General features: G+C 49.1%; 29 protein-coding genes. 20 read left to right on the forward strand and 9 right to left on the reverse strand.

The window, feature by feature from the left end; genetic code table 11:
• Nucleotides 1-33: 33 nt before the first annotated feature.
• The gene (locus FNY66_RS03330) at nucleotides 34-486 is read right to left on the reverse strand and encodes a MarR family winged helix-turn-helix transcriptional regulator (protein ID WP_150310291.1); all 453 of its coding nucleotides are present in this window, start codon (nucleotides 484-486) and stop codon (nucleotides 34-36) included.
• A gap of 342 nt (nucleotides 487-828) precedes the next feature.
• Between FNY66_RS03330 and FNY66_RS03335 the strand changes: the two genes are divergently transcribed.
• The 8 genes from FNY66_RS03335 to FNY66_RS03370 all read left to right on the forward strand — a co-directional run bounded on the left by FNY66_RS03335 (nucleotide 829) and on the right by FNY66_RS03370 (nucleotide 7,494).
• Complete coding sequence (locus FNY66_RS03335) at nucleotides 829-1,245, forward strand: YbaN family protein (protein ID WP_229409435.1); 417 nt, start codon at nucleotides 829-831, stop codon at nucleotides 1,243-1,245.
• Between the two features lie 57 nt (nucleotides 1,246-1,302).
• Entirely contained in the window at nucleotides 1,303-1,596 is a 294-nt protein-coding gene (locus tag FNY66_RS03340; RefSeq protein ID WP_229409443.1) for a nitrous oxide-stimulated promoter family protein, read from the forward strand.
• An 11-nt stretch (nucleotides 1,597-1,607) separates the two neighbouring features.
• Nucleotides 1,608-3,344: an ABC transporter ATP-binding protein/permease gene (locus FNY66_RS03345; RefSeq protein WP_150310293.1), complete on the forward strand. Its 1,737-nt coding sequence runs from the start codon at nucleotides 1,608-1,610 to the stop codon at nucleotides 3,342-3,344.
• Nucleotides 3,341-5,080 carry an amino acid ABC transporter ATP-binding/permease protein gene (locus FNY66_RS03350; protein ID WP_229409436.1) on the forward strand — a complete coding sequence of 580 codons (1,740 nt, stop codon included), beginning with the start codon at nucleotides 3,341-3,343 and terminating at the stop codon, nucleotides 5,078-5,080. The genes FNY66_RS03345 and FNY66_RS03350 overlap by 4 nt, the downstream gene beginning before the upstream one ends.
• Nucleotides 5,081-5,285: 205 nt before the next feature.
• Nucleotides 5,286-5,645, forward strand: coding sequence for a hypothetical protein (locus FNY66_RS03355; protein WP_150310294.1), 360 nt, complete (start codon nucleotides 5,286-5,288; stop codon nucleotides 5,643-5,645).
• A complete protein-coding gene (locus tag FNY66_RS03360) occupies nucleotides 5,611-6,375 on the forward strand; it encodes a sensor histidine kinase (RefSeq protein WP_087149749.1) in 765 nt (254 codons plus the stop codon). The genes FNY66_RS03355 and FNY66_RS03360 overlap by 35 nt, the downstream gene beginning before the upstream one ends.
• Nucleotides 6,366-6,926, forward strand: a complete 561-nt coding sequence (locus FNY66_RS03365) for a LytR/AlgR family response regulator transcription factor (RefSeq protein ID WP_087149748.1) — start codon at nucleotides 6,366-6,368, stop codon at nucleotides 6,924-6,926. The genes FNY66_RS03360 and FNY66_RS03365 overlap by 10 nt, the downstream gene beginning before the upstream one ends.
• A gap of 109 nt (nucleotides 6,927-7,035) precedes the next feature.
• Nucleotides 7,036-7,494, forward strand: a complete 459-nt coding sequence (locus tag FNY66_RS03370; protein ID WP_087149747.1) for a hypothetical protein — start codon at nucleotides 7,036-7,038, stop codon at nucleotides 7,492-7,494.
• Nucleotides 7,495-8,020: 526 nt separating this feature from the next.
• Here the strand turns inward: FNY66_RS03370 and FNY66_RS15905 are convergent.
• Nucleotides 8,021-8,152 (reverse strand): hypothetical protein, encoded by a 132-nt coding sequence (locus FNY66_RS15905; protein ID WP_267872922.1) that lies wholly within the window; start codon nucleotides 8,150-8,152, stop codon nucleotides 8,021-8,023.
• 64 nt (nucleotides 8,153-8,216) lie between these two features.
• A complete protein-coding gene (locus FNY66_RS03375; RefSeq protein WP_324613891.1) occupies nucleotides 8,217-8,543 on the reverse strand; it encodes an RNA polymerase sigma factor in 327 nt (108 codons plus the stop codon).
• A 167-nt stretch (nucleotides 8,544-8,710) separates the two neighbouring features.
• On the opposite strand from FNY66_RS03375, the gene FNY66_RS03380 reads away from it, so the two are divergent.
• Nucleotides 8,711-9,001 (forward strand): DUF4143 domain-containing protein, encoded by a 291-nt coding sequence (locus FNY66_RS03380; RefSeq protein ID WP_229409437.1) that lies wholly within the window; start codon nucleotides 8,711-8,713, stop codon nucleotides 8,999-9,001.
• 132 nt (nucleotides 9,002-9,133) lie between these two features.
• Here FNY66_RS03380 and hypE read toward each other — a convergent pair whose 3' ends face one another.
• The 6 genes from hypE to hypA are packed head-to-tail and all read right to left on the reverse strand — an operon-like array spanning nucleotide 9,134 to nucleotide 15,082.
• Nucleotides 9,134-10,198: a hydrogenase expression/formation protein HypE gene (gene hypE / locus FNY66_RS03385; RefSeq protein WP_150310297.1), complete on the reverse strand. Its 1,065-nt coding sequence runs from the start codon at nucleotides 10,196-10,198 to the stop codon at nucleotides 9,134-9,136.
• A gap of 11 nt (nucleotides 10,199-10,209) precedes the next feature.
• Nucleotides 10,210-11,301, reverse strand: coding sequence for a hydrogenase formation protein HypD (gene hypD / locus FNY66_RS03390; protein WP_150310298.1), 1,092 nt, complete (start codon nucleotides 11,299-11,301; stop codon nucleotides 10,210-10,212).
• On the reverse strand, nucleotides 11,291-11,509 hold the full coding sequence (locus FNY66_RS03395; protein WP_150310299.1) for a HypC/HybG/HupF family hydrogenase formation chaperone: 219 nt from the start codon (nucleotides 11,507-11,509) through the stop codon (nucleotides 11,291-11,293). Before FNY66_RS03395 ends, hypD begins: the two co-directional genes overlap by 11 nt.
• Nucleotides 11,510-11,512: 3 nt before the next feature.
• On the reverse strand, nucleotides 11,513-14,086 hold the full coding sequence (gene hypF, locus FNY66_RS03400; RefSeq protein ID WP_150310300.1) for a carbamoyltransferase HypF: 2,574 nt from the start codon (nucleotides 14,084-14,086) through the stop codon (nucleotides 11,513-11,515).
• On the reverse strand, nucleotides 14,083-14,739 hold the full coding sequence (gene hypB / locus FNY66_RS03405; protein WP_150310301.1) for a hydrogenase nickel incorporation protein HypB: 657 nt from the start codon (nucleotides 14,737-14,739) through the stop codon (nucleotides 14,083-14,085). The genes hypF and hypB overlap by 4 nt, the downstream gene beginning before the upstream one ends.
• Nucleotides 14,699-15,082 (reverse strand): hydrogenase maturation nickel metallochaperone HypA, encoded by a 384-nt coding sequence (gene hypA, locus FNY66_RS03410; RefSeq protein WP_087151240.1) that lies wholly within the window; start codon nucleotides 15,080-15,082, stop codon nucleotides 14,699-14,701. The genes hypB and hypA overlap by 41 nt, the downstream gene beginning before the upstream one ends.
• Before the next feature lie 372 nt (nucleotides 15,083-15,454).
• Here hypA and FNY66_RS03415 point away from each other — a divergent pair, with 372 nt between their 5' ends.
• The 11 genes from FNY66_RS03415 (at nucleotide 15,455) to FNY66_RS03460 (ending at nucleotide 23,454) form a co-directional block, all read left to right on the forward strand.
• On the forward strand, nucleotides 15,455-17,344 hold the full coding sequence (locus FNY66_RS03415; protein ID WP_087151239.1) for an NADH-quinone oxidoreductase subunit 5 family protein: 1,890 nt from the start codon (nucleotides 15,455-15,457) through the stop codon (nucleotides 17,342-17,344).
• Nucleotides 17,338-18,201 (forward strand): respiratory chain complex I subunit 1 family protein, encoded by an 864-nt coding sequence (locus tag FNY66_RS03420; protein ID WP_150310302.1) that lies wholly within the window; start codon nucleotides 17,338-17,340, stop codon nucleotides 18,199-18,201. The genes FNY66_RS03415 and FNY66_RS03420 overlap by 7 nt, the downstream gene beginning before the upstream one ends.
• Before the next feature lie 18 nt (nucleotides 18,202-18,219).
• A complete protein-coding gene (locus FNY66_RS03425; RefSeq protein ID WP_087151237.1) occupies nucleotides 18,220-18,657 on the forward strand; it encodes an NADH-quinone oxidoreductase subunit B family protein in 438 nt (145 codons plus the stop codon).
• Between the two features lie 5 nt (nucleotides 18,658-18,662).
• On the forward strand, nucleotides 18,663-19,010 hold the full coding sequence (locus FNY66_RS03430) for an NADH-quinone oxidoreductase subunit C (RefSeq protein WP_087151236.1): 348 nt from the start codon (nucleotides 18,663-18,665) through the stop codon (nucleotides 19,008-19,010).
• 6 nt (nucleotides 19,011-19,016) lie between these two features.
• Nucleotides 19,017-20,096, forward strand: a complete 1,080-nt coding sequence (locus FNY66_RS03435) for a hydrogenase large subunit (protein ID WP_150310303.1) — start codon at nucleotides 19,017-19,019, stop codon at nucleotides 20,094-20,096.
• An 18-nt stretch (nucleotides 20,097-20,114) separates the two neighbouring features.
• Nucleotides 20,115-20,678 carry a 4Fe-4S dicluster domain-containing protein gene (locus FNY66_RS03440; RefSeq protein ID WP_150310304.1) on the forward strand — a complete coding sequence of 188 codons (564 nt, stop codon included), beginning with the start codon at nucleotides 20,115-20,117 and terminating at the stop codon, nucleotides 20,676-20,678.
• A 162-nt stretch (nucleotides 20,679-20,840) separates the two neighbouring features.
• Complete coding sequence (locus FNY66_RS15705) at nucleotides 20,841-21,629, forward strand: AlbA family DNA-binding domain-containing protein (protein WP_229409438.1); 789 nt, start codon at nucleotides 20,841-20,843, stop codon at nucleotides 21,627-21,629.
• A 92-nt stretch (nucleotides 21,630-21,721) separates the two neighbouring features.
• Complete coding sequence (locus FNY66_RS15710) at nucleotides 21,722-22,393, forward strand: putative DNA binding domain-containing protein (protein WP_229409439.1); 672 nt, start codon at nucleotides 21,722-21,724, stop codon at nucleotides 22,391-22,393.
• Between the two features lie 134 nt (nucleotides 22,394-22,527).
• Nucleotides 22,528-22,731 carry a hypothetical protein gene (locus FNY66_RS03450; RefSeq protein ID WP_150310305.1) on the forward strand — a complete coding sequence of 68 codons (204 nt, stop codon included), beginning with the start codon at nucleotides 22,528-22,530 and terminating at the stop codon, nucleotides 22,729-22,731.
• Complete coding sequence (locus tag FNY66_RS03455; protein WP_150310306.1) at nucleotides 22,707-23,093, forward strand: hypothetical protein; 387 nt, start codon at nucleotides 22,707-22,709, stop codon at nucleotides 23,091-23,093. Before FNY66_RS03450 ends, FNY66_RS03455 begins: the two co-directional genes overlap by 25 nt.
• On the forward strand, nucleotides 23,083-23,454 hold the full coding sequence (locus tag FNY66_RS03460) for an MGMT family protein (protein ID WP_150310307.1): 372 nt from the start codon (nucleotides 23,083-23,085) through the stop codon (nucleotides 23,452-23,454). Before FNY66_RS03455 ends, FNY66_RS03460 begins: the two co-directional genes overlap by 11 nt.
• The last annotated feature ends 2 nt before the right edge of the window (nucleotides 23,455-23,456 follow it).

Consider the following 23,456-nt stretch of genomic DNA (forward strand, 5'->3'; position numbering starts at 1 on the left):
TCCTTGGGGGTTCAAGTTGTAATATATCAATTATTATTTCTCATCGCAGAGCGTCATATACAACTCATCAAGATCACCCATCAGCCTCAGAAGCTGCCGCATATTTTCTTCTCCGAACCGGGTGAGAATCTCGTCCCACAGCTCGTCGAACTTCTTCTGCGACTGTTCGGCCGCGGCCTTTCCTTCCGGCGTAGCGCTGATAGATACTTTGCGTCGGTCTTTGGCATCAATCTCACGGGTGATGTATTTTTTCTTTTCCAATGTATTCAATATGTAAGAGATGGCAGGCTTTGAGATGTTGAGTTTTTTCTGTATCTTCGGCACGTCGAGATTCATGCACGGACACTCCTGACAGCATGTGCCTGCAATGCTCTGCAGGATGACCATTTCGTTCATCTGCATCTCACATTCTGAGGAGAAAGTCGACTCTAATTTTTTGAAATGAACGATAGATGTAAAAAACTGTTCTCTCAATTCACTGCTCATGATTAACTCCTTAAATAGTAAATCCTTAATAAATTATACATCAGCAGGTTTGGGATTTCAAGGAAAACAGGCTATCAGTCATTGAGATATAAAAGCTCAGCCTGCTCCATTAGAAAATCAGCACTAACGTGCTCTCTGTGGCTGTCTGACCCCTTTGCTCATATCTGATGAAAAATGAAAAAAATTATCAATTACACACCTTTTTGAGAATTATTATTGACAACAGGTCATGAGTCGTGATATATCAAAATGTGCCGATTAGTTAGTAAATACTAACTAAGTGCGCTGGAGCAAAATGGCTCAAGGAACAGAAATTATGACTTTAAGAAAGGAATATACTGTATGAAGAATCAGAAAAAGAATCCTGTGCGGATCGTGTGGCTGCTTATTGGTTTCCTGTCAATGGGGATCGGCGCAGTGGGAGTTGTGCTGCCGGTACTCCCGACTACGCCTTTTCTGCTTCTGGCATCCTTCTGTCTGGCAAAAGGGTCTGCGAGGTTCCACAGGTGGTTTACTGGTACAAACCTGTACAAAAAACATCTGGAGAGTTTCGTGGAGAACCGGACTATGACCCTGAAGACGAAATTCAGCCTGCTGATCCCGGCTTCATGTATGCTGATCCTGGCATTTCTTGCAATGCAGAATGTGTACGGAAGAGTATTTATCATTTTTCTGATCCTGTTTAAATATGTGTATTTCTTTACACGAATACGAACTGTTCCGGCAGGGCAGAACCGTATACCTGAGGTGGAGGGATGATGTGCTGTGAAAGCGGCTGACAAGAAACGGGAAAAAGAGCAGCGTGTAGTGGAAGAAATGATCCGCCTCTACTGCCGGAAGAATCATGCGGAATATGACAGCAAATCAGGACAGATGTGCCCCTCCTGTCAGGAATTGTCGGATTATGCGAAGCTTCGCAGCGAAAAATGCCCGTTTATGGAGAAAAAAACTTTCTGCAGTAACTGCAAGGTCCACTGTTACAAGCCGGAAATGCGGGAGAAGATCCGTCAGGTAATGCGGTTTTCCGGACCGCGGATGCTCTTATATCATCCTGCCCTTGCCGTCTGGCATGTGGTATGCAGTGTAAGAGAGAAGAAAAAGCAGAAGTAAGAGAGGAACCTATGATCAAGAAAAGACTCGTGGGGCTTTTATCCCATGCAAAGAAATATATCATTTATCAAGTGGTCTGGCAGTGGCTTGCACTGATCTGCCAGATCGTGATGATCTACAGTGCGGCCATGCTCCTGGAGACTGCGCTTTTCTGGGAGGTGACACCGCTGATGGCGGCTTGCTATGGCGGACTCGTGCTTGTGGCACTGATCCTGCGGTTTGTCTGTGATAGGCAGGCATCCCATGCGTCCTATCGGGCCAGTGTGGATGTAAAGAGGATCTTGAGGGACAAGATCTACAGCAAGCTGCTCCGTCTGGGGGCTGCCTACAGAGAAAAGGTGACGACTTCCGAGGTAGTTCAGATGGCGGCGGAGGGAGTGGAACAGCTGGAAACGTATTTCGGGAAATATCTTTCCCAGCTGTTCTACAGCCTGCTTGCACCGGTGACATTGTTTGTCATCCTGTCCTTTGTAAACTGGCAGGCAATCCTTGTCCTGCTGATCTGTGTGCCGCTGATACCGGTTTCCATTATTGCGGTCCAGAAGATCGCGAAGAAACTCCTGAATAAATACTGGGGAATCTACACGGAGCTGGGAGACAGTTTCCTAGAGAACCTGCAGGGGCTGACGACATTGAAGATCTACCGCTCGGACGAGAAGAAAGCAGAGGAGATGGATGAGGAATCCCAGAGGTTCCGTCAGATCACTATGAAGGTGCTGACTATGCAGCTCAACTCTACCAGCGTAATGGATATCATCGCATACGGCGGCGCAGCAGTGGGGATGATCGTGACCCTCACCCAGTTCATGAAAGGAAATTTAAGCGTCCATGGGGCGCTGATGCTGATCCTGCTGGCATCGGAATTTTTCATTCCGCTGCGGCTTCTGGGATCGTTCTTCCATATCGCTATGAATGGGATGGCGGCAAGCGATAAGATCTTTGCGCTCCTTGACCTGCCGGAGCCGGAAGAAAAATCCGAATGGCTTGACGGCATGGCGATGGATATAGAGTTTACGGGCGTACATTTTTCCTACGAAGAAGACCGGGAGATCCTAAAAGGGATCGACATGGAATTCCCGGCGGGAAGCTTTACTTCACTGGTAGGCGCTTCGGGATGCGGCAAGAGTACGGCTGCAGCGATCCTTATGGGAAGGAATCATGGCTATAAAGGAAGTGTGACTATCGAAGGCAAAGAGTTAGCAGACATACAGGAAACCAGTCTGATGGATCAGATCACCCTGGTCAGCCACAACAGCTATCTCTTTAAGGGCACCGTGGAGGACAACCTGCGGATGGGAAAACCGGATGCTTCGGAGGAAGAGATGAGGGAAGCTCTTAAGAAGGTCAACCTGTGGGGATTCCTGCAGGCACAGCAGGGGATAGGCACACCGATCCAGGAGAGGGGGAGCAACTTCTCCGGCGGTCAGTGTCAGAGACTCGCTATCGCGCGGGCGCTTCTCCACGATACACCGGTCTATATCTTTGATGAGGCGACATCAAACATTGATGCGGAGAGCGAAGAGATGATCATGGATGTGATCCATAAGCTGGCAGAGACAAAGACCATTATCCTGATCTCCCACCGGCTTGCAAATGTTGTGAAGTCAGACCGGATTTATATGATGAAGGAAGGATGTGTCACGGAGACAGGAACTCATGAAGAGCTGATGGAGCAGAACGGTGATTATGCGAATCTGTACCGGTCACAGATGGAATTAGAGCAATATGGAAAGGAGGCGGTATCATGAGTGCAGGGAAGATCATGCAGGGCGGGAAATCCCGCCGCAGCGGTATCCGTATCATGGGTCAGCTCATTGGTCTGGTAAAACCGCTCCTTCCGGTGATGCTCCTTGCCATCGTGCTTGGGACTGTCGGATATCTGTGCGCCATCTTCCTTACGATCCTTGCGGGATACGGTCTGATGCATATCCTGCTGGAGCCGGTCATGGAGGCGCTTGGGTTAAGCCTTGCTTCTTTGGGCGCCGGGGCATTCCTGCAGATGGAAACGCAGACCCTGTTTATCGCGCTGATCGTGATGGCGGTGATGAGAGGAATCCTCCACTATGGAGAGCAATACTGCAATCATTTTATTGCATTTAAGTTATTGGCGATCATCCGTCATAAAGTGTTCGCTGCGCTGCGAAAACTTTGTCCGGCGAAACTGGAGGGGCGGGATAAGGGTAACCTGATCTCTATTATCACCTCGGATATCGAGCTCCTTGAGGTCTTTTACGCACATACGATCTCCCCTATCGCTATCGCAGTGCTGACTTCTCTTGTGATGATCCTGTTCATCGGACAAATCTCACCTGCTGCTGCGATCCTTGCATTAGCAGGATATCTGGCGGTCGGAGCAGTGATCCCGCTGTTCTTCGGAAAAAGGGGAGCGTATAAGGGGATGGAATTCAGGAATGGGTTCGGTGACTTGAACAGTTTTATCCTGGATTCTCTGCGGGGGTTGGACGAGACGATTCAGTATTGTCAGGGAGAGAAGAGAACGAAAGAAATGGCGGAGCGTTCGGACCGGCTCGGCGGAGTACAGAAAGGGCTGAACAGACTGGAGGCGTCCCAGAGATCCGTTACCAATCTGGTGATCCTTCTGTTTTCCTTTGCCATGCTGTTCCTGATGATCACACTGAGGCAGACGGGGAGCGTGGATCTCACCGGCATGTTGGTGGGCACCATTGCCATGATGGGATCCTTTGGGCCCGTGACCGCCCTTGCGAGCCTGTCTAATAACCTGAACCAGACTTTGGCAAGCGGAGAGCGTGTGCTGGCTATCCTTGAGGAAGAGCCGAAGGTTGAGGAAGTGTCAGGCGCGGAGAGTGTTTCTTTTGCCGATGCAGAGGCCGACAATATTGATTTTGCATATGAAGAGGAACAGATCCTGAAGGATTACTCCGTCCGGATACCGAAAGGAAAGGTTATCGGCATCCACGGCGCCAGCGGATCCGGAAAATCCACGCTGCTGAAGCTTCTGATGCGTTTTTGGGATGTGCAGGGAGGTCGGCTCCTGATCTCGGGACGGGATGTGCGGGGGATCAATACCTCGGATCTGCGGGAGATGGAATCCTATGTGACCCAGGAAACGGTCCTGTTCCATGATTCCATCGCCAACAATATCGCCATAGGAAAGCCTGGAGCGGCAAGAGAAGAAATCATGGAGGCCGCGAAGAAAGCATCTATCCACGATTTTATCATGTCTTTGCCAAAAGGATATGATACAGAGGTCGGAGAGCTGGGTGATACGTTATCCGGCGGGGAGAAGCAGAGGATCGGGATTTCCAGGGCATTCCTTCATGACGCCCCGTTTATCCTGCTGGATGAGCCCACCAGTAATCTGGATTCGCTGAACGAGGGAATCATCCTGAAATCGTTGAAGGAAGGAAAAGGCGATAAGACCGTGCTGCTCGTATCCCACAGGAAATCGACAATGAATCTGGCAGATGTTGTGTATGAGATGGATAACGGGAGGATTTCATAGATTATAATCTTCAGCTTTGCAGAGCGCTTCTGATACGGTATAATTTTTTCAAACACTATTTGATTCTGGAGTTTGTGATATGGAATATACTTTTGGAAGCGCTTTGCTGTTGAATATTCCACTTGTCTTAGCGGAATATAAATGCTGTATCTTACTTACATTTGCTCTGACGAAAAAGACACTGCAGGGAAAGCGGGTATGTTTTATGTTTATCCCATATAGCCTGCTTATCATTATTCCGGCTTCGTTGTTTTTCGTACAGAGCTTATTTGAAAATGTGATTTTTGTGATAATTGTGAGTTATCTGGAAACCTCCGGATGGACGATTGCCCTGAAAGTTTCCGGAAGGGAAACATGGGAAAGATCGCTGGTCACCGGGGCGATGGCGGTATTCTTATATGGGGTGTTGGATGAACTGGGAGGGTTCTTCCTTCAGAACAACTTTAATCTGAAGATTCCCCGTGAACTGCTGCTGTATATGGTGAGCACCATGGCCGCGATACTGGTTTCTGCTTTTAGTAATTGGAGGCATGAACTATGCGTTTCGCTGCGACATACAGAGTAAACAGCTTCAGGAGCAGCAGGCTAGTCTGGAGCAGCAGAAATTGTATATACAGAATCTTGAAAGTGTACAGCGGGATGTGAGGGCTTTCCGCCATGACTTTAAGAACCGGATGGCAGGTATCAGGATACAGGCTGATGACGGAGACCTGAATGCGGTTCAGAATTTTATTGCTGAAGTAACAGGGGATTTCGAGAGAAAGGTGGGAGAGAAGATTTTCCAGATTTCTCAGCTCGGCAACATCAGGATAACCGAGCTAAAGGGGCTGGTTGCCGTTAAAGCATCTGAAATGCAGCAGCGGGGAATCCCGTTCCGTCTGGAGGCAGCGGCGCCTGTTACATATGTGAATATGCCGGCGGGAGATTTGTGCAGGGCAGCAGGTATATTGTTGGACAATGCAATGGAAGAAACAGAAAAGATTCTTCAGAGCGTTGGGGAAATTACAGAGGATCAGAAAGAATACAGAGTGACAGCGCTGTTCTGTGCAGAAGAATCAGGTGTGAGTATCGTGATCTGTAATCCGGTTAAAGAACCGGTGCCTATTTCAAAGATATGGGAGGACGGGTATTCCACGAAAGGATCGGGAAGAGGGATAGGACTGGCAAGCCTGCGCCGTATTGTTGAGATGTATGATAATATTTCCTCACGTACATATCAGGAGGACGGACTTTTTATTCAGGAACTTAACATTAGAACGGGAAAAGAGGGATATATTTTCTCGATGTGGATTTAAAGAATGAACGATATACAGGGTTTACATTAGGTCAGGCTATTAGAAAAATTGATCCGAGAGGTTTCCTGATTTATGTCACGGCATACGGAGAACTGGCTTTTGACACCTTTCGGTATAAGCTGGAAGCGCTGGATTATATTGTAAAAGAGGATCGGGAAAGCATGTTTCGCGGGATCAGGAAATGTCTGGGAGTGATCAGGGATCGTCTGAAAGAAGAACGCGGTGAGGACAGGCAGTATTTTACAGTGAAATTCATGGACACGGTCCGCCATATACCGGTTGATGAAATCCTTTATTTTGAGACCGGAGGAAAAAGCCATCGTATCATTCTGCATGGACTAAAAGAAAATATGGATTTTACGGGGAGCATTCAGGAGCTTCAGAAAAATCTGAGTGGAAAATTTGTCCGTGTGCACCGCTCTTATCTGGCAAATGTCCGTATGGTTAAATTATTGGACATAAAAGAGAAGAAAATAGTATTTATAAATGGAGAAATATGTCCGTTTTCCCAAAAAGTCAAGTATGAATTAATGCAGAGGATTAACGAGTAAGATTTGCAGATCTATTCAGGTATGAAATAAGCATTTCAGGCAAAAATCCCCCTGTATTCAGAGTGATATGCGACAATATCATATCATCTGGATTATGGAGGTTTCATATATGGCTAAAGAGACAAAGGTATGGGAAATTATCAGAGAAGCGGGTTTTGAACCGATTGAGAACAAGAGCATCATTGTATCCTATGCTCCTGCTGACCTGAGCGATGCGATCGTAAAGTTTCTGGGTGTAAGCACAGAATTCCTTGTCCTGCAGATCTGCAGGGAGGAGCTGGTTCTGATTCCTTTTGGTAAACTGGATTGGGGGCTGAAAAAGGACGTAGCATTGTCAATCCCTTTTGCTGAAATTATAGATGTGGAAATCAGGGAATCGGCGCTAAACTACCGTCTCACCATTAAAACGAAAAAAGATGTAATCACCCTGTCTGTACAGCAGAAAGGGCTGAGCACCCTGAGAAGTTCGGGGATACTGGGAGGAAGCCTGTCAGAAGGAAACTGGCACAGTGAGAATCTGGACGGCACACTTCAGGCGCTTCAGGAATTGCAGGCAGGTCAGGATTGAGGTTATGAGAGGAAGATGCCGGCTTTATATAAGCCGGTACTTCCTCTTTCTGTTATTGAGCAGCACCCGAAAAGTAATTGGCTGTATTTATATCAATAATCTCTTTCGCAGTTTCGGTCAGATGGTCTGTGATTTGGCCTGCGTTACTCTCATCACAGGCAGGTCCGCTGAGTGAGAAGACAGCGCTGTTTTCCTCATCGACCCAGACTACGTGCGGAATAAAGCCGGAAATACTGTCATCATTTCTGTCGTTATAAACAACAGTTCCGATCTGTAAAGTGATTCCTTTGTATTCTTCAGTCCGGAGTCTGCCGGACTGAAGATGCTCGGGTGACCAGATATTTTCTGAATTCAAGTCAAAGCAGTATTGGTACAGCTCGTCTTTTGTACTTCCAAAAGAAAGTGACTCGGCCCCGTCACTGCCATAGTCCACGGAATACCATTGGTAAGCCGGTGTGATAAGAGCTTCCAGATAACTGGTTCCATGCGGAACAACATATCCGGTGGTTATGTTACAGAAGACGTTTCAGTCCAGCGATTCCGGAATGGTGATTCCCAGCTCTTCGGATATACTCTCTGCTCTTTCTTTAACTGTGGTAAAGCTGACTGTTGGCACAGGCAGTTCCTGCACGGCTTCATATAATCTGTCTTCAATCATTATGATACCTCCATTTCTGCCCGGAGTTTTTTTATTGCACGTTCGTAACGTTTCTTAGCCGCTGCTACGGTCGTTCCGGTGATGTGTGCAATTTCTTTATGAGAAAACCACCGATGAATTTCAGTGAAATGATTTCCTGTTCTGATTTTGTCAGGGGAGAGATCATTTCTATAAATGTCCGGTTCCAGTCGGGGTCGGCAGGAACGTCCGGCGGCAGCTCATCATGTTTTCTGTTTTTCTTTAATAGGTCCAGACATCTGTTCCGTGCCACTTTATAGAGCCATGTCTGTTCTTTTCCGGGGGCAAGACGGACATTGCTTATGAGCAGTTGTACAAATGTATCCTGCAGTACGTCTTCCGCCAGATGAGGATCATGTGTCATTGACAGGATATATCTGGAAGTATACTATCGGTGGTCATTACTGTGTAGAATTATATGAAAATGACGATTTTGTAGGAAATACGCAAAATAAAAATGACGATTTTGTAGGAAAAATGAATATGACAGCTATATCCTCAGTGATTTCTTAATTGCGTCTCAGACGGTAAAAGGCCTTTGTGTCAATTTGGGATTTGTATGAAAACATAGTGGCTCAGATGCTGACTGCGAACGGAAATGAAGTGTTCTACTACACATTTATGAATGAGAAAACAAGACATAATTACGAAATAGATTTTATACTGACAAGAAATAATAAGATATGCCCGATTGAAGTAAAATCATCAGGATATAAAACACATGCGTCTCTGGATAAGTTCTCCGAGAAATATTCCGGACGTATAGCAGAGAAATATCTTGTCGCAATTTTTACCGCATTGTTTTTTCGAAGCCGTCCGTCTGCCATGTAGCAGCTCGAATCCACTGCTGCGCAGTTACTTCTCGCTGTATGGCGTGCGCCATATAGCAGAATTACCGCTAGTTGTCACTTGCAAGTAAACTTGCGTGACACCTATCGATAATTCTTACTGCATGGCAGACTGTTAACATATCCTCGGCAGTTGTATGCCGCTTAGTTTTGCCAGAATTCTCCTGCCTCCGATGGGAGTTTTCAGGAGGACTTTTCCGGGCATGTTTTCTGTCACGGTTCCGATCTGTGCGGCGTTTTCTCCACCGGGGATTTTTCGCATGGCGTCGAGGATATCTCCGGCAGTCTCCGGATCGCAGACTGCCAGCATCCGCCCTTCGCAGGCGCAGTAAAGGGGATCGAGGCCGAGTATGTCGCAGGCTGTCTCTACTGCAGGATCGATGGGGAGGGCAGACTGGTCAAGCTCAATGGAGAAAGGCATCTGTTCTGTAAATTCATTGAGTGTAGTGGCGACTCCGCCTCTGGTCGGATCGCGCAGGATTCGGACAGGCGCAGAGCTGCCGGATGCCCGGGCAGTCATGCCTGCGGCTTCGAGAGCCGCCGCGCTGATCTGGTGCAGGGGCTGGCAGTCAGAGACGAGAGGACTGTCTTCTCGCAGCAGTCCGGAGCGGGCCATCATGACAGCGGCTCCGTGACAGCCGATACTTCCACTGATGAGAACGGCGTCTCCGGGACGTATGGCGGACTTGCCGGGCAGTACAGCTCTCTGGAAACCGATTCCTGCGGTATTGATATAGATTCCGTCGCCTTTGCCGGAATCTACAACCTTTGTGTCGCCGGTCACGATGGATACGCCTGCTTCTTTCGCCTCATCGGCGATCGAGGAGACGATACTTTTAAAGTCAGAGAAAGGAAATCCCTCTTCTAATATAAAAGACAGGCTCAGATATTTTGGGATTCCTCCTGCCATACACAGATCATTTACTGTACCGCAGACAGAGAGCCTGCCGATATCCCCGCCGGGGAATTTCCACGGAGAGACGACGAAGCTGTCTGTTGAGAATACGAGCTTCTGACTGCCGTCGAGGACTGCGCCGTCTCCGAGTGAGGCGAGCGTGTCATTGTCAAATGCGGGCAGCAGGATGGATTCAATCAGTTCTGAGGTCTTCAGGCCTCCGCTTCCGTAGTCAAGCGTGATCCTGTCGTCTGTTGTTCTTGATTCAATTATTCTGTCTTCCATAGTCGTTACCTCTATTCATACTGGTATGCTGCGGCACAGGCACCCTCGCCGGACACCATGCACGGTCCTACCGGATTGTCCGGAGAGCATAACTTTTTAAACAGCGGACATTCTGCGGGACGCAGGACGCCGCGTATGACCTGCGCGCAGCGGCAGCCGGGTATCTCTTTTTCACCGGCAGGAGCAAGGGAGAATTTCTTCACAGCGTCCCAAGGCGCATACTGTTCCCGGATCGCATAACCGCTGTCTTCAATCAGTCCCAGCCCTCTCCAGTCGGATGGAGCAGGGCAGAATACCTGTTCCATGAGAGCGAGAGCTGCCGGATTGCCGCTTTGTCGTACGAGCCTGGTATACTCGTTCTTTAATTCCGGTATGCCGTGCGCGAGCATCTCTATCAGCTCCAGGATGGAATAGAGAAGATCGCCGGGCTCAAAACCGCTCACGACTCCCGGGAGCCTGTAATCATCCGGGAGAAAGGAAAAACCATCCGCACCGATGATGGCAGCCACATGCCCCGGGCACAGGAATCCGTTTACGGCGAAATCATCCGACTCGATGAGAGAACGGATGGCAGGTTCGGTCCTTTTTAACAGACAAAGCACAGAGAAATTATTCAGTTTCCGGGAGGCTGCCTCCAGGATACACGCGGCAGTTCCGGGCGCTGTAGTTTCGAAGCCGACTCCGAGGAAAACTACTTCCGTTTCGGGATGCTCTTCTGCAATCTTAAGAGCGTCCATCGGTGAGTAGACGGATTCAACTTTCCCTCCGCCGGCACGGCGCGCCAGAAGGCAGTCGCCCTGTGCCGAGCCGGGAACTCTTAAAAGATCACCGTAGCTTGTGATCAGCACGCCCGGTCTCTGGGACAGATCCAGGATCATATCGATCATATTTGCGGGGGTGACGCAGACCGGACAACCGGGACCGGAGAGGAGCTGTACATTGTCCGGCAGGATACTTCTGATCCCGCTCCGGGCAATCGCCATAGTGTGGGTTCCGCAGATCTCCATCAGTCGGACCGGTCCGGTCTGCTCCGTGTATTTCTCTATTTTTTCAAGAAGCAGGGGCACATCCTTCGGATTTTTAAAATAGCTGTTATAGAGCATTTTTTATCTCCTCCAGGAGTTCCATGTTCTCGAGCGCTTCCTTTTCTGACATTTTCTCGATGGCAAATCCCGCGTGCACCATGACATAATCGCCGGGCTGCGGGTCAGTGATAAAGTCGATGCGGATATCCTGCGTGAGACCGCCGGCTTCACACTGAGCCAGAGAACCGTCTATTTTATTGATCTTCATAGGCATTGCTAAACACATAAGTTATGCTCCTTTTTTTCTTTTATAATGATCCGATGGCTGAACGGCGCTGCCCGCTCCGGATAACTTCTGTCTGTGCCGGGCTATGGCGAGTTGTCCTAAGGCTACGCCCTCATCGTTTGTCGATACCTGATGATGAGTATACACGGAAAATCCGCTGCTTTCCAGCAGGGTTGTGACGCCGTGCAGGAGAAAGCGGTTCTGGAAAACTCCTCCGGATAGGACGACAGGGAGCCTGTCGGGATTCAGCGCCATACACTGGTCTGCCGCCATACAGATGAGCGTCGCCATAAAGCGCAGTGCAAGAATGCCGTTACGCTCCTTTCCGTGCGGGCTGTACAGCTCTGAGGCTATACTGCGGATCACAGGGCGGGTGTCGAAGATGCGAAGTCTGTCTTCCTCATAAAATGTAACAGGCCAGGCGAGTTCCTGCAGAGACGCGGGTGGCTGACAGCGGGAGTTCTGTTCTCTCTCTGGAAGTATCCTGCTGTACAGCTCTTTACTGATCAGATCCGGTGTCTCGACCGGGGAGACCGCTTCCACAAGGGCTGCTCCTTCTCCTTCGTAGTCGATTTCGGAGCGCCCGAGGATCAGGGCGCATACCCCGTCAAACAGGCGGCCGATACTGCTTGCAGCCGGCAGGGACGACGGAGACATATCTATCAGGGCAGACAGCATCCGGCATTTCTCCTCCGGAAGGGGAACGCGCGAGAGATTGTCAAGCCCTGCATCTTTTGCGAGCGCGAGTGCGATTCTTCCGATTTCGCGGACGGCACGGTCGCCGCCGGGCAGAAGCACCTGGCGGATGGAGCCGACCCGTTGAAAAGATTCCAGATCCCCTGTGAGAAATTCACCGCCCCATATGTTCCCGTCTGTCCCGAGTCCGGTGCCGTCCCAGATGATGCCGAAACAGGGGCCATCCAGACCGTTGTCGGCCATGCAGGACGCCATGTGAGCCCAATGGTGCTGCACCTGCATGAGGGGGACATGCTCTTGTTCAGAACGGCGCTTCGCCTCGCGGGTGGACAGATAATCCGGATGAAGATCGCATACAAATACGGACGGCATGAGATGAAACAGTTTTTCATATGTCGCCATTGCGCCTGTATAGTGCTTAAAAGTCTCGGCATTTTTCAGATCCCCTATATAAGGGCTTAGGAACGCATAGGAGCCGCGTCCGAGTGCAAAGGAGGCTTTCTGCTCGGCACCCAACGCAAAGATGCCGTCCGCGTCAGCCGGGGGACTGCCTGTGCAGGCAGGACCGGTGCCTGCGTCTGCCGGGATTCCGTCGGGAGGCGTCTGGACAGGTATGTTCAGCCTTATGGGCCGGGGAGCGTAGCCCCGGCTTCTGCGCAGGAAATACGGACGCCCCTGCCATTCGGCTATTAGAGAATCATCACACCGGTTTGCAATCCTGCGGTTATGCAGCAGGAAACCGTCTGCCACGTCTGCAAGTGCACTCAGCGCGGCTTCATTATCTGTGAGTACGGGACAGCCCGGTACATTCCCGCTTGTCATGACGAGGATGTCCGGTCCCCCGTAAGTTCCGTCCAGAAGCAGTGTGTGGAGCGGTGTGTAGGGCAGCATTACTCCGAGCCTCGGACTGAAACTGAGTATATCAAGAGCCCTGGCAGTCTGTGAGTCCGATACTGTTTTCTTCTTTGCAAGCAGGACGATGGGACGGGCGGGATCAGACAGGAGTCTTTCTTCCACAGGAGTGATCTCGCAGATCCGGCGTACTGCATCGAGAGAACGGCACATGAGAGCAAGAGGCTTCTCGGCTCTGTGCTTGCGCCGGCGCAGTCTGAGGACGGCATCGGGGTTCAAGGCGTCGCAGGCAAGATGGATGCCGCCAATCCCTTTTACCGCGAGAATGCCGCCGCCTGCCAGAAGTTCCTGAGACCGGAGAAAAGTATCGTCTCCGGATATGCTGCGGGCGTGTGTACCGGCAGTGGAATCCGTATAAAAGACTTCAGGACCGCAGTCGGGACAGCAGTCCGGCTGAGCGTGATATCGCCGGTCGTGGATATCACTGTATTCGTCTGCGCAGTCCTGACACATGAGAAACTCCTTCATTACAGTACGTTCCCGGTCATAGGGGAGAGATTCTATGATCGTGTATCTGGGTCCGCAGTTCGTGCAGTTGATGAATGGATAACGGTATCTACGGTCAGACGGATCATAGAGCTCGGCTTCACATTCGGGGCACATTGTGATATCAGGGGATATGAGAGTGGATCCTGTACGGATACGGCTCTCGCGTATTGTAAAGCGGTCAAACGTCCCGGTGTGCTGCGCTGTATTCGAAGAAGTATCGATGTTTTCCTTCCGGATCGCTTCGATCTGTGCCATAGGAGGCGGTGAAGCCTTAAGTTCTGTCAGGAAGAGGCTGAGTTCCGCTGTCTCCCCTTCAAGGATGCCCTCGAGTCCTGCGGAAGTGTTGCGCACCCAGCCGCAGATACCATGCTCTTCGGCAAGGCGGTGGAGAAACGGGCGGAAGCCGACTCCCTGTACGATCCCCTCTATGTGAATATGGATACGCTGACGCAGATGTCCTTTTCTGATGCGGTCGCTCATGACTGTGCTTTCCTGATATGTTCTGAGATGAAGACGGACAGCTCCTGTATGCCGTCTTTTGTCCGGCTGCTGACCTTAAAGAGCGGGGCGCCGGGATTGACCGTTTCATAGTTGTCGCTCACCCGTTCTTCATCAAAATCAAAGTAAGGTATCATATCATATTTATTAAGTACAAGACAGTCTGTATCGGTGAACATGAGCGGGTATTTCTCTACCTTGTCGTCGCCTTCCGGTATGCTCAGGATCGTGATGCGAAGAGATTCGCCGATCCTAAACTCCGCGGGGCATACGAGGTTTCCGATATTTTCTACAAAGATGACGTCCAGGTCATCCAGAGGAAGTTCGGGCAGTATATGCTGAATGCTCATCGCTTCGATGTGGCATGCGCCGTCAGTGTTGAGCTGTACAGCGGGAATCCCGAGAGAAGCGATACGCTCCGCATCGACCTGACCTGCGATATCACCCTCGATAACGCCGACGCGAAAGTCTTCTTTTAAGCTGTCGATCAGAGAGGTGATAAGGCTCGTCTTCCCGGCGCCGGGGCTGCCCATCACATTGATCATACAGATATGATGAGCGGCGAGGGTGCCCTTTACCTCTTCACTTACATCTTCATTCCAGTCCATTACCTGATGCAGTACTTTGATCTCCATCGATGTCTACCTCCAAGCTTTTAATATAGAATTCTTTTCCTGACAGGAGTTTCAGCCGCATGCTCCCGCAGTGGGGGCATTTCAGCTGATGCGGGGTGATCTCTCCGTCTTCCTGGCAGTCCAGACAATGCACTTTGACGGGAAGTGTTTCCGACTCGATACGGGCACCTTCTGCGATGGTCCCCTCCGACAGCATATCAAGATAAATCTGGATGCAGTCAGGGACAATACCCCGCAGCTGTCCGATGCACAGCCGTATGACACGGATCCGGACCGCATTCTGAGCCCTGGCTTCCCGGATGCAGTCTTCGAGAAGATGTTCTGTTATGCTCAGTTCGTGCATGGTGTGTCCTCCTGTAACGTAACAGTTCAGCCCGCGCCATTCGCAAAGCCGCACTAGCGTGCTGACTGCGGTTACACCGCTTCTTTGCTCATTCACTGGCGCTCAGCTCATCTGTGCATCATTCGCCGGATTTTTATGCAGGCATAAATCCGTCTCCTGATGACAGATGGCTGAACTGTTATCCTGTAAAATATTCACTATTTGGACGGATTGGATATATATGGAATATGGCTATATGAACAATCGTCCATTGCTCATTTTAGCACATTTTTAGCAGAATTAAACATAAAAATCGCAAACAGCTATTGTAAAATCGGCGAATCGGGATTATAAATAAATAGGTAGAGAGTGAGTGAAAGGAGGATTACGATAATGATACCATTACTGATCGGAATTCCGGCAGTGCTGGCGGTGCTTTTCCAGTTTATCAGAAATGAGAAAGCAAGAGGGTATGTCGTCTATGCAGGTGCCGGTATTATTATGCTTACCACGGTTATTTTTATCGTCCGCTGGATTACCGGCGGGGCACAGATATGGATGTTTTATCCTGAGACAGAATTGATCGATCACCTGATGACGGCGGGGGATATTTTCCTGATGTGCCTGATCATCTATTTGAGTGTGAAGCATGGGAAAGTGCTGCCGATTATTCTGTCGATCGCACAGACAGCGATCGTATTGTACACGGAATTTACCGTGGATGTGAAAGAGGGAGCGCACATGATGGTGGACTGGCTGACGATCCTTATGTGCATCATCATCGCATTTATTGGAGGTTTCATTTGTATTTACACCGTGGGATATATGAAGGGCTATCATGCACATCACAAAGACGTGAAAGACAGACAGCCGTTCTTTTTCTCTATGCTGTTTTTATTCCTCGCAGCAATGTTCGGCCTGGTGCTCTCGCAGAATCTGATCTGGATCTATTTCTTCTGGGAGATCACAAGTGTGATCTCGTTCCTGATGATCGGATATACAAAAACGGACGAAGCTGTCAATAACAGTTTCTGCGCTTTGTGGATGAACCTGCTCGGGGGCCTGGGCTTCGCTGTGGCGATCGCCCTGATGGCGAATCTCCACGGAACGCTTCAGCTTCTTGAAGTAGTTAATATCGGGGCGCTGCTCCCGCTGATGTGCCTGTCACTGGCGGGTCTTACGAAATCCGCGCAGCTTCCGTTTTCCACATGGCTTCTTGGGGCCATGGTTGCACCTACGCCGTCCAGCGCGCTTCTTCACAGTGCAACGATGGTCAAGGCAGGTGTGTATCTGCTGATCCGTATCTCGCCGGCGCTTGAAGGGAACCTTGTGGGAATCATCGTCTCCAGTATCGGCGGACTGACATTTATCATGGCAAGTATGATGGCAATCGCGCAGAATGATGCCAAGAAAGTTCTGGCATTTTCCACCATATCCAATCTGGGACTTATTGTGGCCTGTTCCGGCATCGGGGTGGAGGAGACAGTGTGGGCAGCCATCTTCCTGATGATCTTCCACGCGGTGAGCAAGTCCATGCTGTTCCAGTCTGTAGGAGCGACAGAGAATACACTGGGTTCAAGAGATATCGAAAATATGCACGGGCTGATAATAACGGTTCCTAAGCTTGCTTATATAATGGGTATCGGTATCGCCGGAATGTATCTGGCGCCGTTCGGAATGCTCATCTCCAAGTGGGTGGCGCTCAAATCTTTCGTGGATTCAGGCAATGTTGTACTGGTGCTCTTTATCGCTTACGGCAGCGCCACGACTATGTTCTATTGGACGAAATGGCTGGCAAAGCTGCTCTGTTTCCACATACCGAGAGAGACAGTAAAGGATGTGACACACAGGGATGAGTACGTGTCCATGTTCTTCCATGCGGTGACAATGATCCTGCTCTGTCTGCTCCTGCCGCTGGTAGCGATCGGAGTGGTGAACCCGATCGTGAGGGAACTGTTCGGCAACTCGACAGACGTGCTTTCCATGAGCGTACTTACGACAATGGCTATCATGCTCGTCTCCATCTTTATCGTGCCGGTTGCGATGTTCTTCATCAGCAGAAGGTCGCACAGGGAGATCGTTCCTATTTACATGAACGGTATCAACGAGGGAGACAACCGTTTCTTTATGAACAGTTACGGGAAGAAAGAGCATCTGTACTTAAGCAACTGGTATCTGCGCTTTGAGTTCGGACGCAGGCATCTGAGGATACCGTCGATCATCATGGCGGCGGCAGTACTTGTTGTCGGATTCTGTCTCGTTATAGGAGGTGTGTCATGGTAAAAGTAGTATTTGTTCTGGCTTATCTGATCCTGGCACCGTTCCTCGGAGCGCTCCTGGACGGAGTGGACCGTATTATCAGCGCAAGGATGCAGCGGAGAAAAGGACCGAGCCTCCTTCAGCCGTTTTATGACCTGGGAAAACTTTTTTCCAAAGAGATGATCGCGGTCAACAATGTACAGTTCCTTCTGAACCTGAGCTATCTTGTGATTCTTATGATCGCAGGCTGTATGCTCTTCGCGGGAGCCGACCTTCTGATGGTGCTCTTTATCCTAAGTACCGCTGACATGTTTCTTATCATGGCGGCTTCCAGTGACTCTTCGCCCTATGCAAATATGGGAGCGAGCAGGGAAATGCTGCAGATGATGGCTTATGAGCCGCTGACGCTGCTGATCGCAGTCGGTTTCTATCTGACGACGGGATCTTTCCAGGTGTCAGACATCATCCGTGCCGATACGAGCGCGGTTCTGTGGATGCCGGGACTCCTGGTCGGATTCATGTTCACGGCGGCGATCAAATTCAGGAAATCACCCTTTGACCTGTCGACAAGCCATCATGCCCATCAGGAGATGGTCAAAGGTCTGACGACAGAGATGTCCGGCACAACGCTTGCCATCATGAATATCGCCGAATATTATGAGATGGTGCTGCTGTTCGGCATTTTCAGTCTCTTCTTTATAAACAGTACATGGTGGAGCTGGATCGTGGCGATACTGATCTGTGGCGTGATCTTCTTTATGGAAACGCTGTGGGATAATATCAGCGCGCGTGTGAAATGGAAGACCCTTCTCTACAGCTGCTGGGTAGTGACACTGGTAGCCGGCGGAGTGAATATACTGATCCTTATGTTGGACAAGTGAGCAGGAGGCAGATGAATTATGAATAAAGTATCAAAATCACCGTGGCTGCTCCACTATGATGCCAGCAGCTGCAACGGATGTGACATCGAAGTTCTCGACTGTCTTACACCGAAATACGACATCGAGCGTTTCGGTATCATCAATACAGGAGACCCGTTCCAGGCGGACATCCTGCTGATCACAGGCGGTGTGAACAGCCAGACCGAGAGTGTAGTAAAACAGATCTACAGCCAGATGCCGGAACCGAAGGTCGTGGTGGCTGTCGGGATCTGTGCCTGCACGGGCGGTGTGTTTAAAGAATGTTACAATATCAAGGGCGGGATCGACACCGTGATCCCGGTTGATGTATATGTTCCGGGCTGTGCTGCACGTCCGGAGTCCATTATCGACGGAGTCGTCAAGGCTCTGGATATACTCGACGCAAAACAGGCAGCTATGGCTAAGGACGGGAGGTGACAGAGATGGAATACAAGAATGAGATCAGAAAGATCACTGCAGCAGAATTCTTCCCGGCTGTTGTGCATATGAAGACAGAGAACTGGCGGCTGGTCCAGATCTGTGCATCCTGCATTGAGGGCGGATATGAGATGAGTTATTCCTTCTGCCTGAGATATGATATGGTGACGCTGCGTCTGGAAGTGGCGGAGGATGAAGAGGTTGCGAGTATCACGCAGATTTATCCCTGCGCATTTCTGCAGGAAAACGAAGCGGAGCAATTGTTTGGTGTGAAGATCAAGACGATCAAGCCGGACTATAAGGATAAACTATACCGGATCGATGTAGAGACACCGTTTAAGAAGAAGGAGTAGAGAAAAATGGCAAAGAGAAGTATAGTACCTTTTGGTCCTCAGCATCCTGTACTGCCGGAGCCGGTTCATCTGGATCTGGTACTGGAGGATGAGACTGTGGTACAGGCGGTTCCCAGTATCGGATATATCCACAGAGGACTTGAGAAACTTGTAGAGAAGAGAGATTTTAAACAGTATTGTTATATAGCGGAGCGGATCTGCGGCATCTGCAGCTGCGGCCACGGGCTCGGATATTGTATGGCGGTCGAGGAAGTCATGGGTATCGAGGTGCCGGAGAGAGCAAATTATCTCCGTGCGATATGGGTGGAAATGAGCCGTATCCACAGCCATCTGCTCTGGCTCGGACTCCTGGCTGACGCCATGGGATTTGAAAGCCTGTTCATGGAAAGCTGGCGCCTGCGTGAGAAGATCCTCGATATGTTCGATGAGACGGCAGGCGGCAGGATCATCCATTCCGTCAATCAGGTGGGCGGCGTGCAGAAAGATATGGATCATATGATGCTGCATCATCTGCTGGAGGCTGTTAAAGACATTGAGAGTGATATAAAACCTGTGGTTGATACATTTCTCCAGGATTACACTGTGCAGAGCCGTCTGAAAGGAGCCGGCGTCCTGAAGAAAGAGGATGCAGTTGCTCTTGGTGCGGTAGGACCGATGCTGAGAGCCAGCGGAGTCGAGTATGACGTCCGTATGCTCGGCTACGGAGCATATAAAGATCTGACAGTAAAACCGATCACGTCGACTGACGGGGACTGCTACGGGCGCTGCGAGGTGAGACTCAGGGAACTCTTCCAGTCATTTGATCTGATCCGCGAGGCGATCGGGAAGATCCCGTCCGGCGATATCAGCGTGCCGGTAAAGGGCAATCCGGACGGCGAGTATTTCATGCGGATCGAGCAGCCCAGAGGCGAGGCGATCTATTATGTTAAAGGAAACGGAACGAAATATCTGGACCGCTTCCGTCTGCGTACACCTACGACGAGCAATATCCCGCCGCTGGTGGAGACACTCAAAGGATGTCAGCTTGCGGATGTGCCTATCCTGATCCTGACCATTGACCCGTGCGTGAGCTGTACGGAGCGTTAAGCGGAAAGGAGCAGTAGTATGGAAAAGCCAAGAATGTTTACATTTGCCGGAAGGGTGATCAAGAACCTCTTCCAAAAACCGGCGACGACGCAGTATCCTTTTGAGCCTGTGGAATATCCGGAGAGGATGCGGGGGCATATCCGTATTGAGATCGAGAACTGCATTACCTGCGGGCTGTGCATGAGATCATGTCCCTCCCAGGCGATCCGGGTAGATCGGAAAGCGGGCACATGGACAATCGAGCGGTTCGACTGTGTACAGTGCGGATTCTGCGTGGCAACATGTCCGAAGAAATGCCTGTTTATGGAGAAAGGATATACAGAGCCGGATATCCTGAAGAAGAGTGAGACGTTTACTAAGCCGAAGGAAGAGAAGAAAGAAGCGCCTGTGACGGACAGCGGAAAACCCGTGATGGACGCAGAGAAGTGCGTATACTGTACACTCTGCGCGAAGAAATGTCCGCAGGAGGCGATCCATGTGGAGAGAAAAGAGAAGATCTGGAAACTGGACGAGGAGAAATGCGTGGAGTGTGGAATCTGCGCGGGAGCATGTCCGAAGAAGGCGATAGAGCTAAAAGGGTAGGCAAAAGAACTGTCAAGTTCGGATCGAATTGAAGGCAATGAAATGCAGCGCAACAGGTTTGCGTTGCATTTTTTATGAAACGAAAATATAATTTCAGTATATAAGTAGAAGACGAGGGCTATGGTGGATAAACTTTTTAGGAATAGAAACAGGAGGTCTGTCATGATTAATAGTGAAGACGTTTTGGAACTGTTAAAGTATGGCGAAAGAATTTGTTTGGAGTGTAAAGATTCAAGAAATGAAATTTCAAAATCTGTATGGGAAACATATTCGGCATTTGCCAATACGTGCGGTGGCGTTATTTTGCTTGGCGTAGAGGAACATATGTCTGAAACAGATATTGAAAAGCGTTTTACCTTTACAGATATAAAAAATCCAGAAGCCCGGTTAAAAGAATTTTGGAATACTATCAATAGCAATAAAGTAAGTGCCAATATTTTGTTGGATGACAATGTTGGATACTGTCAAGTCAATGGTCGTACTGTGTTGTGGATTGAGGTGCCTCAGGCTGATTACAGATATAAGCCGGTGTATATAAATGAGAATCCGATGAAAGGGAGCTATAAACGTAATCATGAAGGAGATTATCATTGTACTGGAGAAGAAGTGAAGGCAATGTTGCGAGATGCTTCTGATTATGGGATGGATGGCGGAATTTTAGATGGTTTTACAATGGACGATATTGATTTAAATACCCTTAGGTCTTATCGGATTGAATATGAACGCCATAATCCAGATCATGTCTGGAATGGAAAAGATGACAAAGAGTTTTTACGCAACTTGGGAGCATATGCATTGGATAGGTCGACAAAAAGAGAAGGTCTGACGACTGCCGGGCTGTTAATGTTCGGTAAGGGGCTGGCCATTAGAGAAAGATTTGATAATATACGAATGGATTATCTTGATCAGACAAATCTTTCGGATGGCATTAGAAGGGATGATACGAGTTGATGATACGGCTGTCCATAAAGCTATAAGAGAGGCTGTCGTTAACATGATTATTCATGCGGATTATCATAGCTATATACGAAGGCGGGCACTCCGTGGCAAGAAATCCTAAGATTCAGAAAATGTTTCGTATGATCGGTCTGGGAGATAATATTGGGTCTGGATTTCCAACTATTTTAAAGGCATGGGGCGATGAAAAATGGCGGCAGCCTGATTTGTATGATGATCAGGAACTGCATCAGGTTGAACTGAGACTCTGGATGGTTTCTTTGATGCCAACGGAATGTACGGAGTATCTGAATAATAAATTTGGAACCGCATATTGTCATTTGCATTCAGAAGAACAAATAATTCTTGCTACGGCATATTTGGAAGAAAAAGTGTCTAATGCAAGGTTACAGTCAGTTTTGGGCTTGCACTCTACTGAAATAGGAAAACTGCTCTTTAATCTTGTGGAAAAAAATATGCTTATAGCAGAAAGGCGAGGCCGGTGGACAACGTATCATATCAATAGGGAATATGTAATTCAACCAGAACAATTGGAGTTGACGGATATATCAATTCCAGAACTTGATTTAAATAGAACTGATCAATTGATTTATCAATTTGTTCAAGTAAATAAGATAATAACAACACAGCAGATTGTAGATATAATAGATTCTATTTCCACGAAACAAGGAGCTTCTGTCGCGATAAACCGGCTTATAAATAAAGGACTATTAATAAAAGTGCGTCAGGGACGGCATGTGTTTTACACTCTAAAATGATATATCAACTAGGTTTGAATTTTTTAGTTGATATATTGAAAAAAGTTGATGTATTTAGTTGAACAATCAATTTTGTTTTGTGAATAACGATATAAAACGATATTTTTATAGAATTTAAACAGGAGGCAGCCATCATGAAAAAACTCGCAGTCATTTTCCCGGGAGTCGGCTATCACACGGACAAGCCGCTCCTCTACTACAGTAAAAAGCTCGCGTCCCGGAACGGATATGAGATTGTCGAAGTGCCTTACGGCAAGTTCCCGAAAGGAGTAAAGGGCTCAAGAGAAAAGATGGAGAAAGCTTTTTTAGTGCCGTGGAGCAGGCGGAAGAGATCTTAAAGACCGTTGATTTCTCCGGGTATGACGACATTCTGTTTATCTCAAAGAGCGTGGGGACTGCCGTTTCGTCCGCCTACGCAGGAAAATACCATCTGAAGACGAGAAATATCTATTACACGCCGGTAGAGGCGTCTTTCCAGTTCATGACACAGCTGGGAATCGCATTCACCGGAACAAAAGATTCGTGGGTAGATCATGTGGCCATAAAAGAAGGCTGTGAGAAAGGCGGATTCCCGCTGCATATCACTGAGGATGCAGATCACTCGCTGGAGACGGGAAACGTGCTGAAAGATCTTGAGAATCTCCGGGAGATCATGCGGGTTACAGAAGAGTATATCGTGGGTAACAGCGATGAGTTTTGATTTCTACAAGCGTGCCGCCATCGTCTGCCGTGCCATCCCTTACGGGAAAGCCGCCACTTACGGACAGATCGCGCTCCTCTGCGGCAGACCGAAGAATGCGCGTCAGGTCGGATATGCGCTGAACCGGAACCGGCTGGGAGATGCCATCCCGGCCCACCGGGTGGTCAATGCAAGAGGGATCCTAAGCGGAGCCGCGGCTTTTGAGACGGCGGACATGCAGAAGATACTTCTCGAGAATGAAGGCGTAAAGGTCCGGTTTACGCCGGACGGATGGCAGGTGGATCTTAAGAAAGACGGCTGGCACAATACGATGGAGGACGCCCTGAGATTTCTGGAAATATTTCAGGCACAGGACATATAAAA

Source organism: Mediterraneibacter catenae, from assembly GCF_008691045.1.
Classification (GTDB): Bacteria; Bacillota; Clostridia; order Lachnospirales; family Lachnospiraceae; genus Mediterraneibacter; species Mediterraneibacter ornithocaccae.

Coding starts and splice junctions, on each gene's coding strand:
- FNY66_RS03330 (WP_150310291.1), bottom strand. CDS start 486: ATGAGCAGTGAATTGAGAGAACAGTTTTTTACATCTATCGTTCATTTC.
- FNY66_RS03335 (WP_229409435.1), top strand. CDS start 829: ATGAAGAATCAGAAAAAGAATCCTGTGCGGATCGTGTGGCTGCTTATT.
- FNY66_RS03340 (WP_229409443.1), top strand. CDS start 1,303: ATGATCCGCCTCTACTGCCGGAAGAATCATGCGGAATATGACAGCAAA.
- FNY66_RS03345 (WP_150310293.1), top strand. CDS start 1,608: ATGATCAAGAAAAGACTCGTGGGGCTTTTATCCCATGCAAAGAAATAT.
- FNY66_RS03350 (WP_229409436.1), top strand. CDS start 3,341: ATGAGTGCAGGGAAGATCATGCAGGGCGGGAAATCCCGCCGCAGCGGT.
- FNY66_RS03355 (WP_150310294.1), top strand. CDS start 5,286: ATGTTTATCCCATATAGCCTGCTTATCATTATTCCGGCTTCGTTGTTT.
- FNY66_RS03360 (WP_087149749.1), top strand. CDS start 5,611: ATGAACTATGCGTTTCGCTGCGACATACAGAGTAAACAGCTTCAGGAG.
- FNY66_RS03370 (WP_087149747.1), top strand. CDS start 7,036: ATGGCTAAAGAGACAAAGGTATGGGAAATTATCAGAGAAGCGGGTTTT.
- FNY66_RS15905 (WP_267872922.1), bottom strand. CDS start 8,152: ATGATTGAAGACAGATTATATGAAGCCGTGCAGGAACTGCCTGTGCCA.
- hypE (WP_150310297.1), bottom strand. CDS start 10,198: ATGGAAGACAGAATAATTGAATCAAGAACAACAGACGACAGGATCACG.
- hypD (WP_150310298.1), bottom strand. CDS start 11,301: ATGCTCTATAACAGCTATTTTAAAAATCCGAAGGATGTGCCCCTGCTT.
- FNY66_RS03395 (WP_150310299.1), bottom strand. CDS start 11,509: ATGTGTTTAGCAATGCCTATGAAGATCAATAAAATAGACGGTTCTCTG.
- hypF (WP_150310300.1), bottom strand. CDS start 14,086: ATGAGCGACCGCATCAGAAAAGGACATCTGCGTCAGCGTATCCATATT.
- hypB (WP_150310301.1), bottom strand. CDS start 14,739: ATGGAGATCAAAGTACTGCATCAGGTAATGGACTGGAATGAAGATGTA.
- hypA (WP_087151240.1), bottom strand. CDS start 15,082: ATGCACGAACTGAGCATAACAGAACATCTTCTCGAAGACTGCATCCGG.
- FNY66_RS03415 (WP_087151239.1), top strand. CDS start 15,455: ATGATACCATTACTGATCGGAATTCCGGCAGTGCTGGCGGTGCTTTTC.
- FNY66_RS03420 (WP_150310302.1), top strand. CDS start 17,338: ATGGTAAAAGTAGTATTTGTTCTGGCTTATCTGATCCTGGCACCGTTC.
- FNY66_RS03425 (WP_087151237.1), top strand. CDS start 18,220: ATGAATAAAGTATCAAAATCACCGTGGCTGCTCCACTATGATGCCAGC.
- FNY66_RS03430 (WP_087151236.1), top strand. CDS start 18,663: ATGGAATACAAGAATGAGATCAGAAAGATCACTGCAGCAGAATTCTTC.
- FNY66_RS03435 (WP_150310303.1), top strand. CDS start 19,017: ATGGCAAAGAGAAGTATAGTACCTTTTGGTCCTCAGCATCCTGTACTG.
- FNY66_RS03440 (WP_150310304.1), top strand. CDS start 20,115: ATGGAAAAGCCAAGAATGTTTACATTTGCCGGAAGGGTGATCAAGAAC.
- FNY66_RS15705 (WP_229409438.1), top strand. CDS start 20,841: ATGATTAATAGTGAAGACGTTTTGGAACTGTTAAAGTATGGCGAAAGA.
- FNY66_RS03450 (WP_150310305.1), top strand. CDS start 22,528: ATGAAAAAACTCGCAGTCATTTTCCCGGGAGTCGGCTATCACACGGAC.
- FNY66_RS03460 (WP_150310307.1), top strand. CDS start 23,083: ATGAGTTTTGATTTCTACAAGCGTGCCGCCATCGTCTGCCGTGCCATC.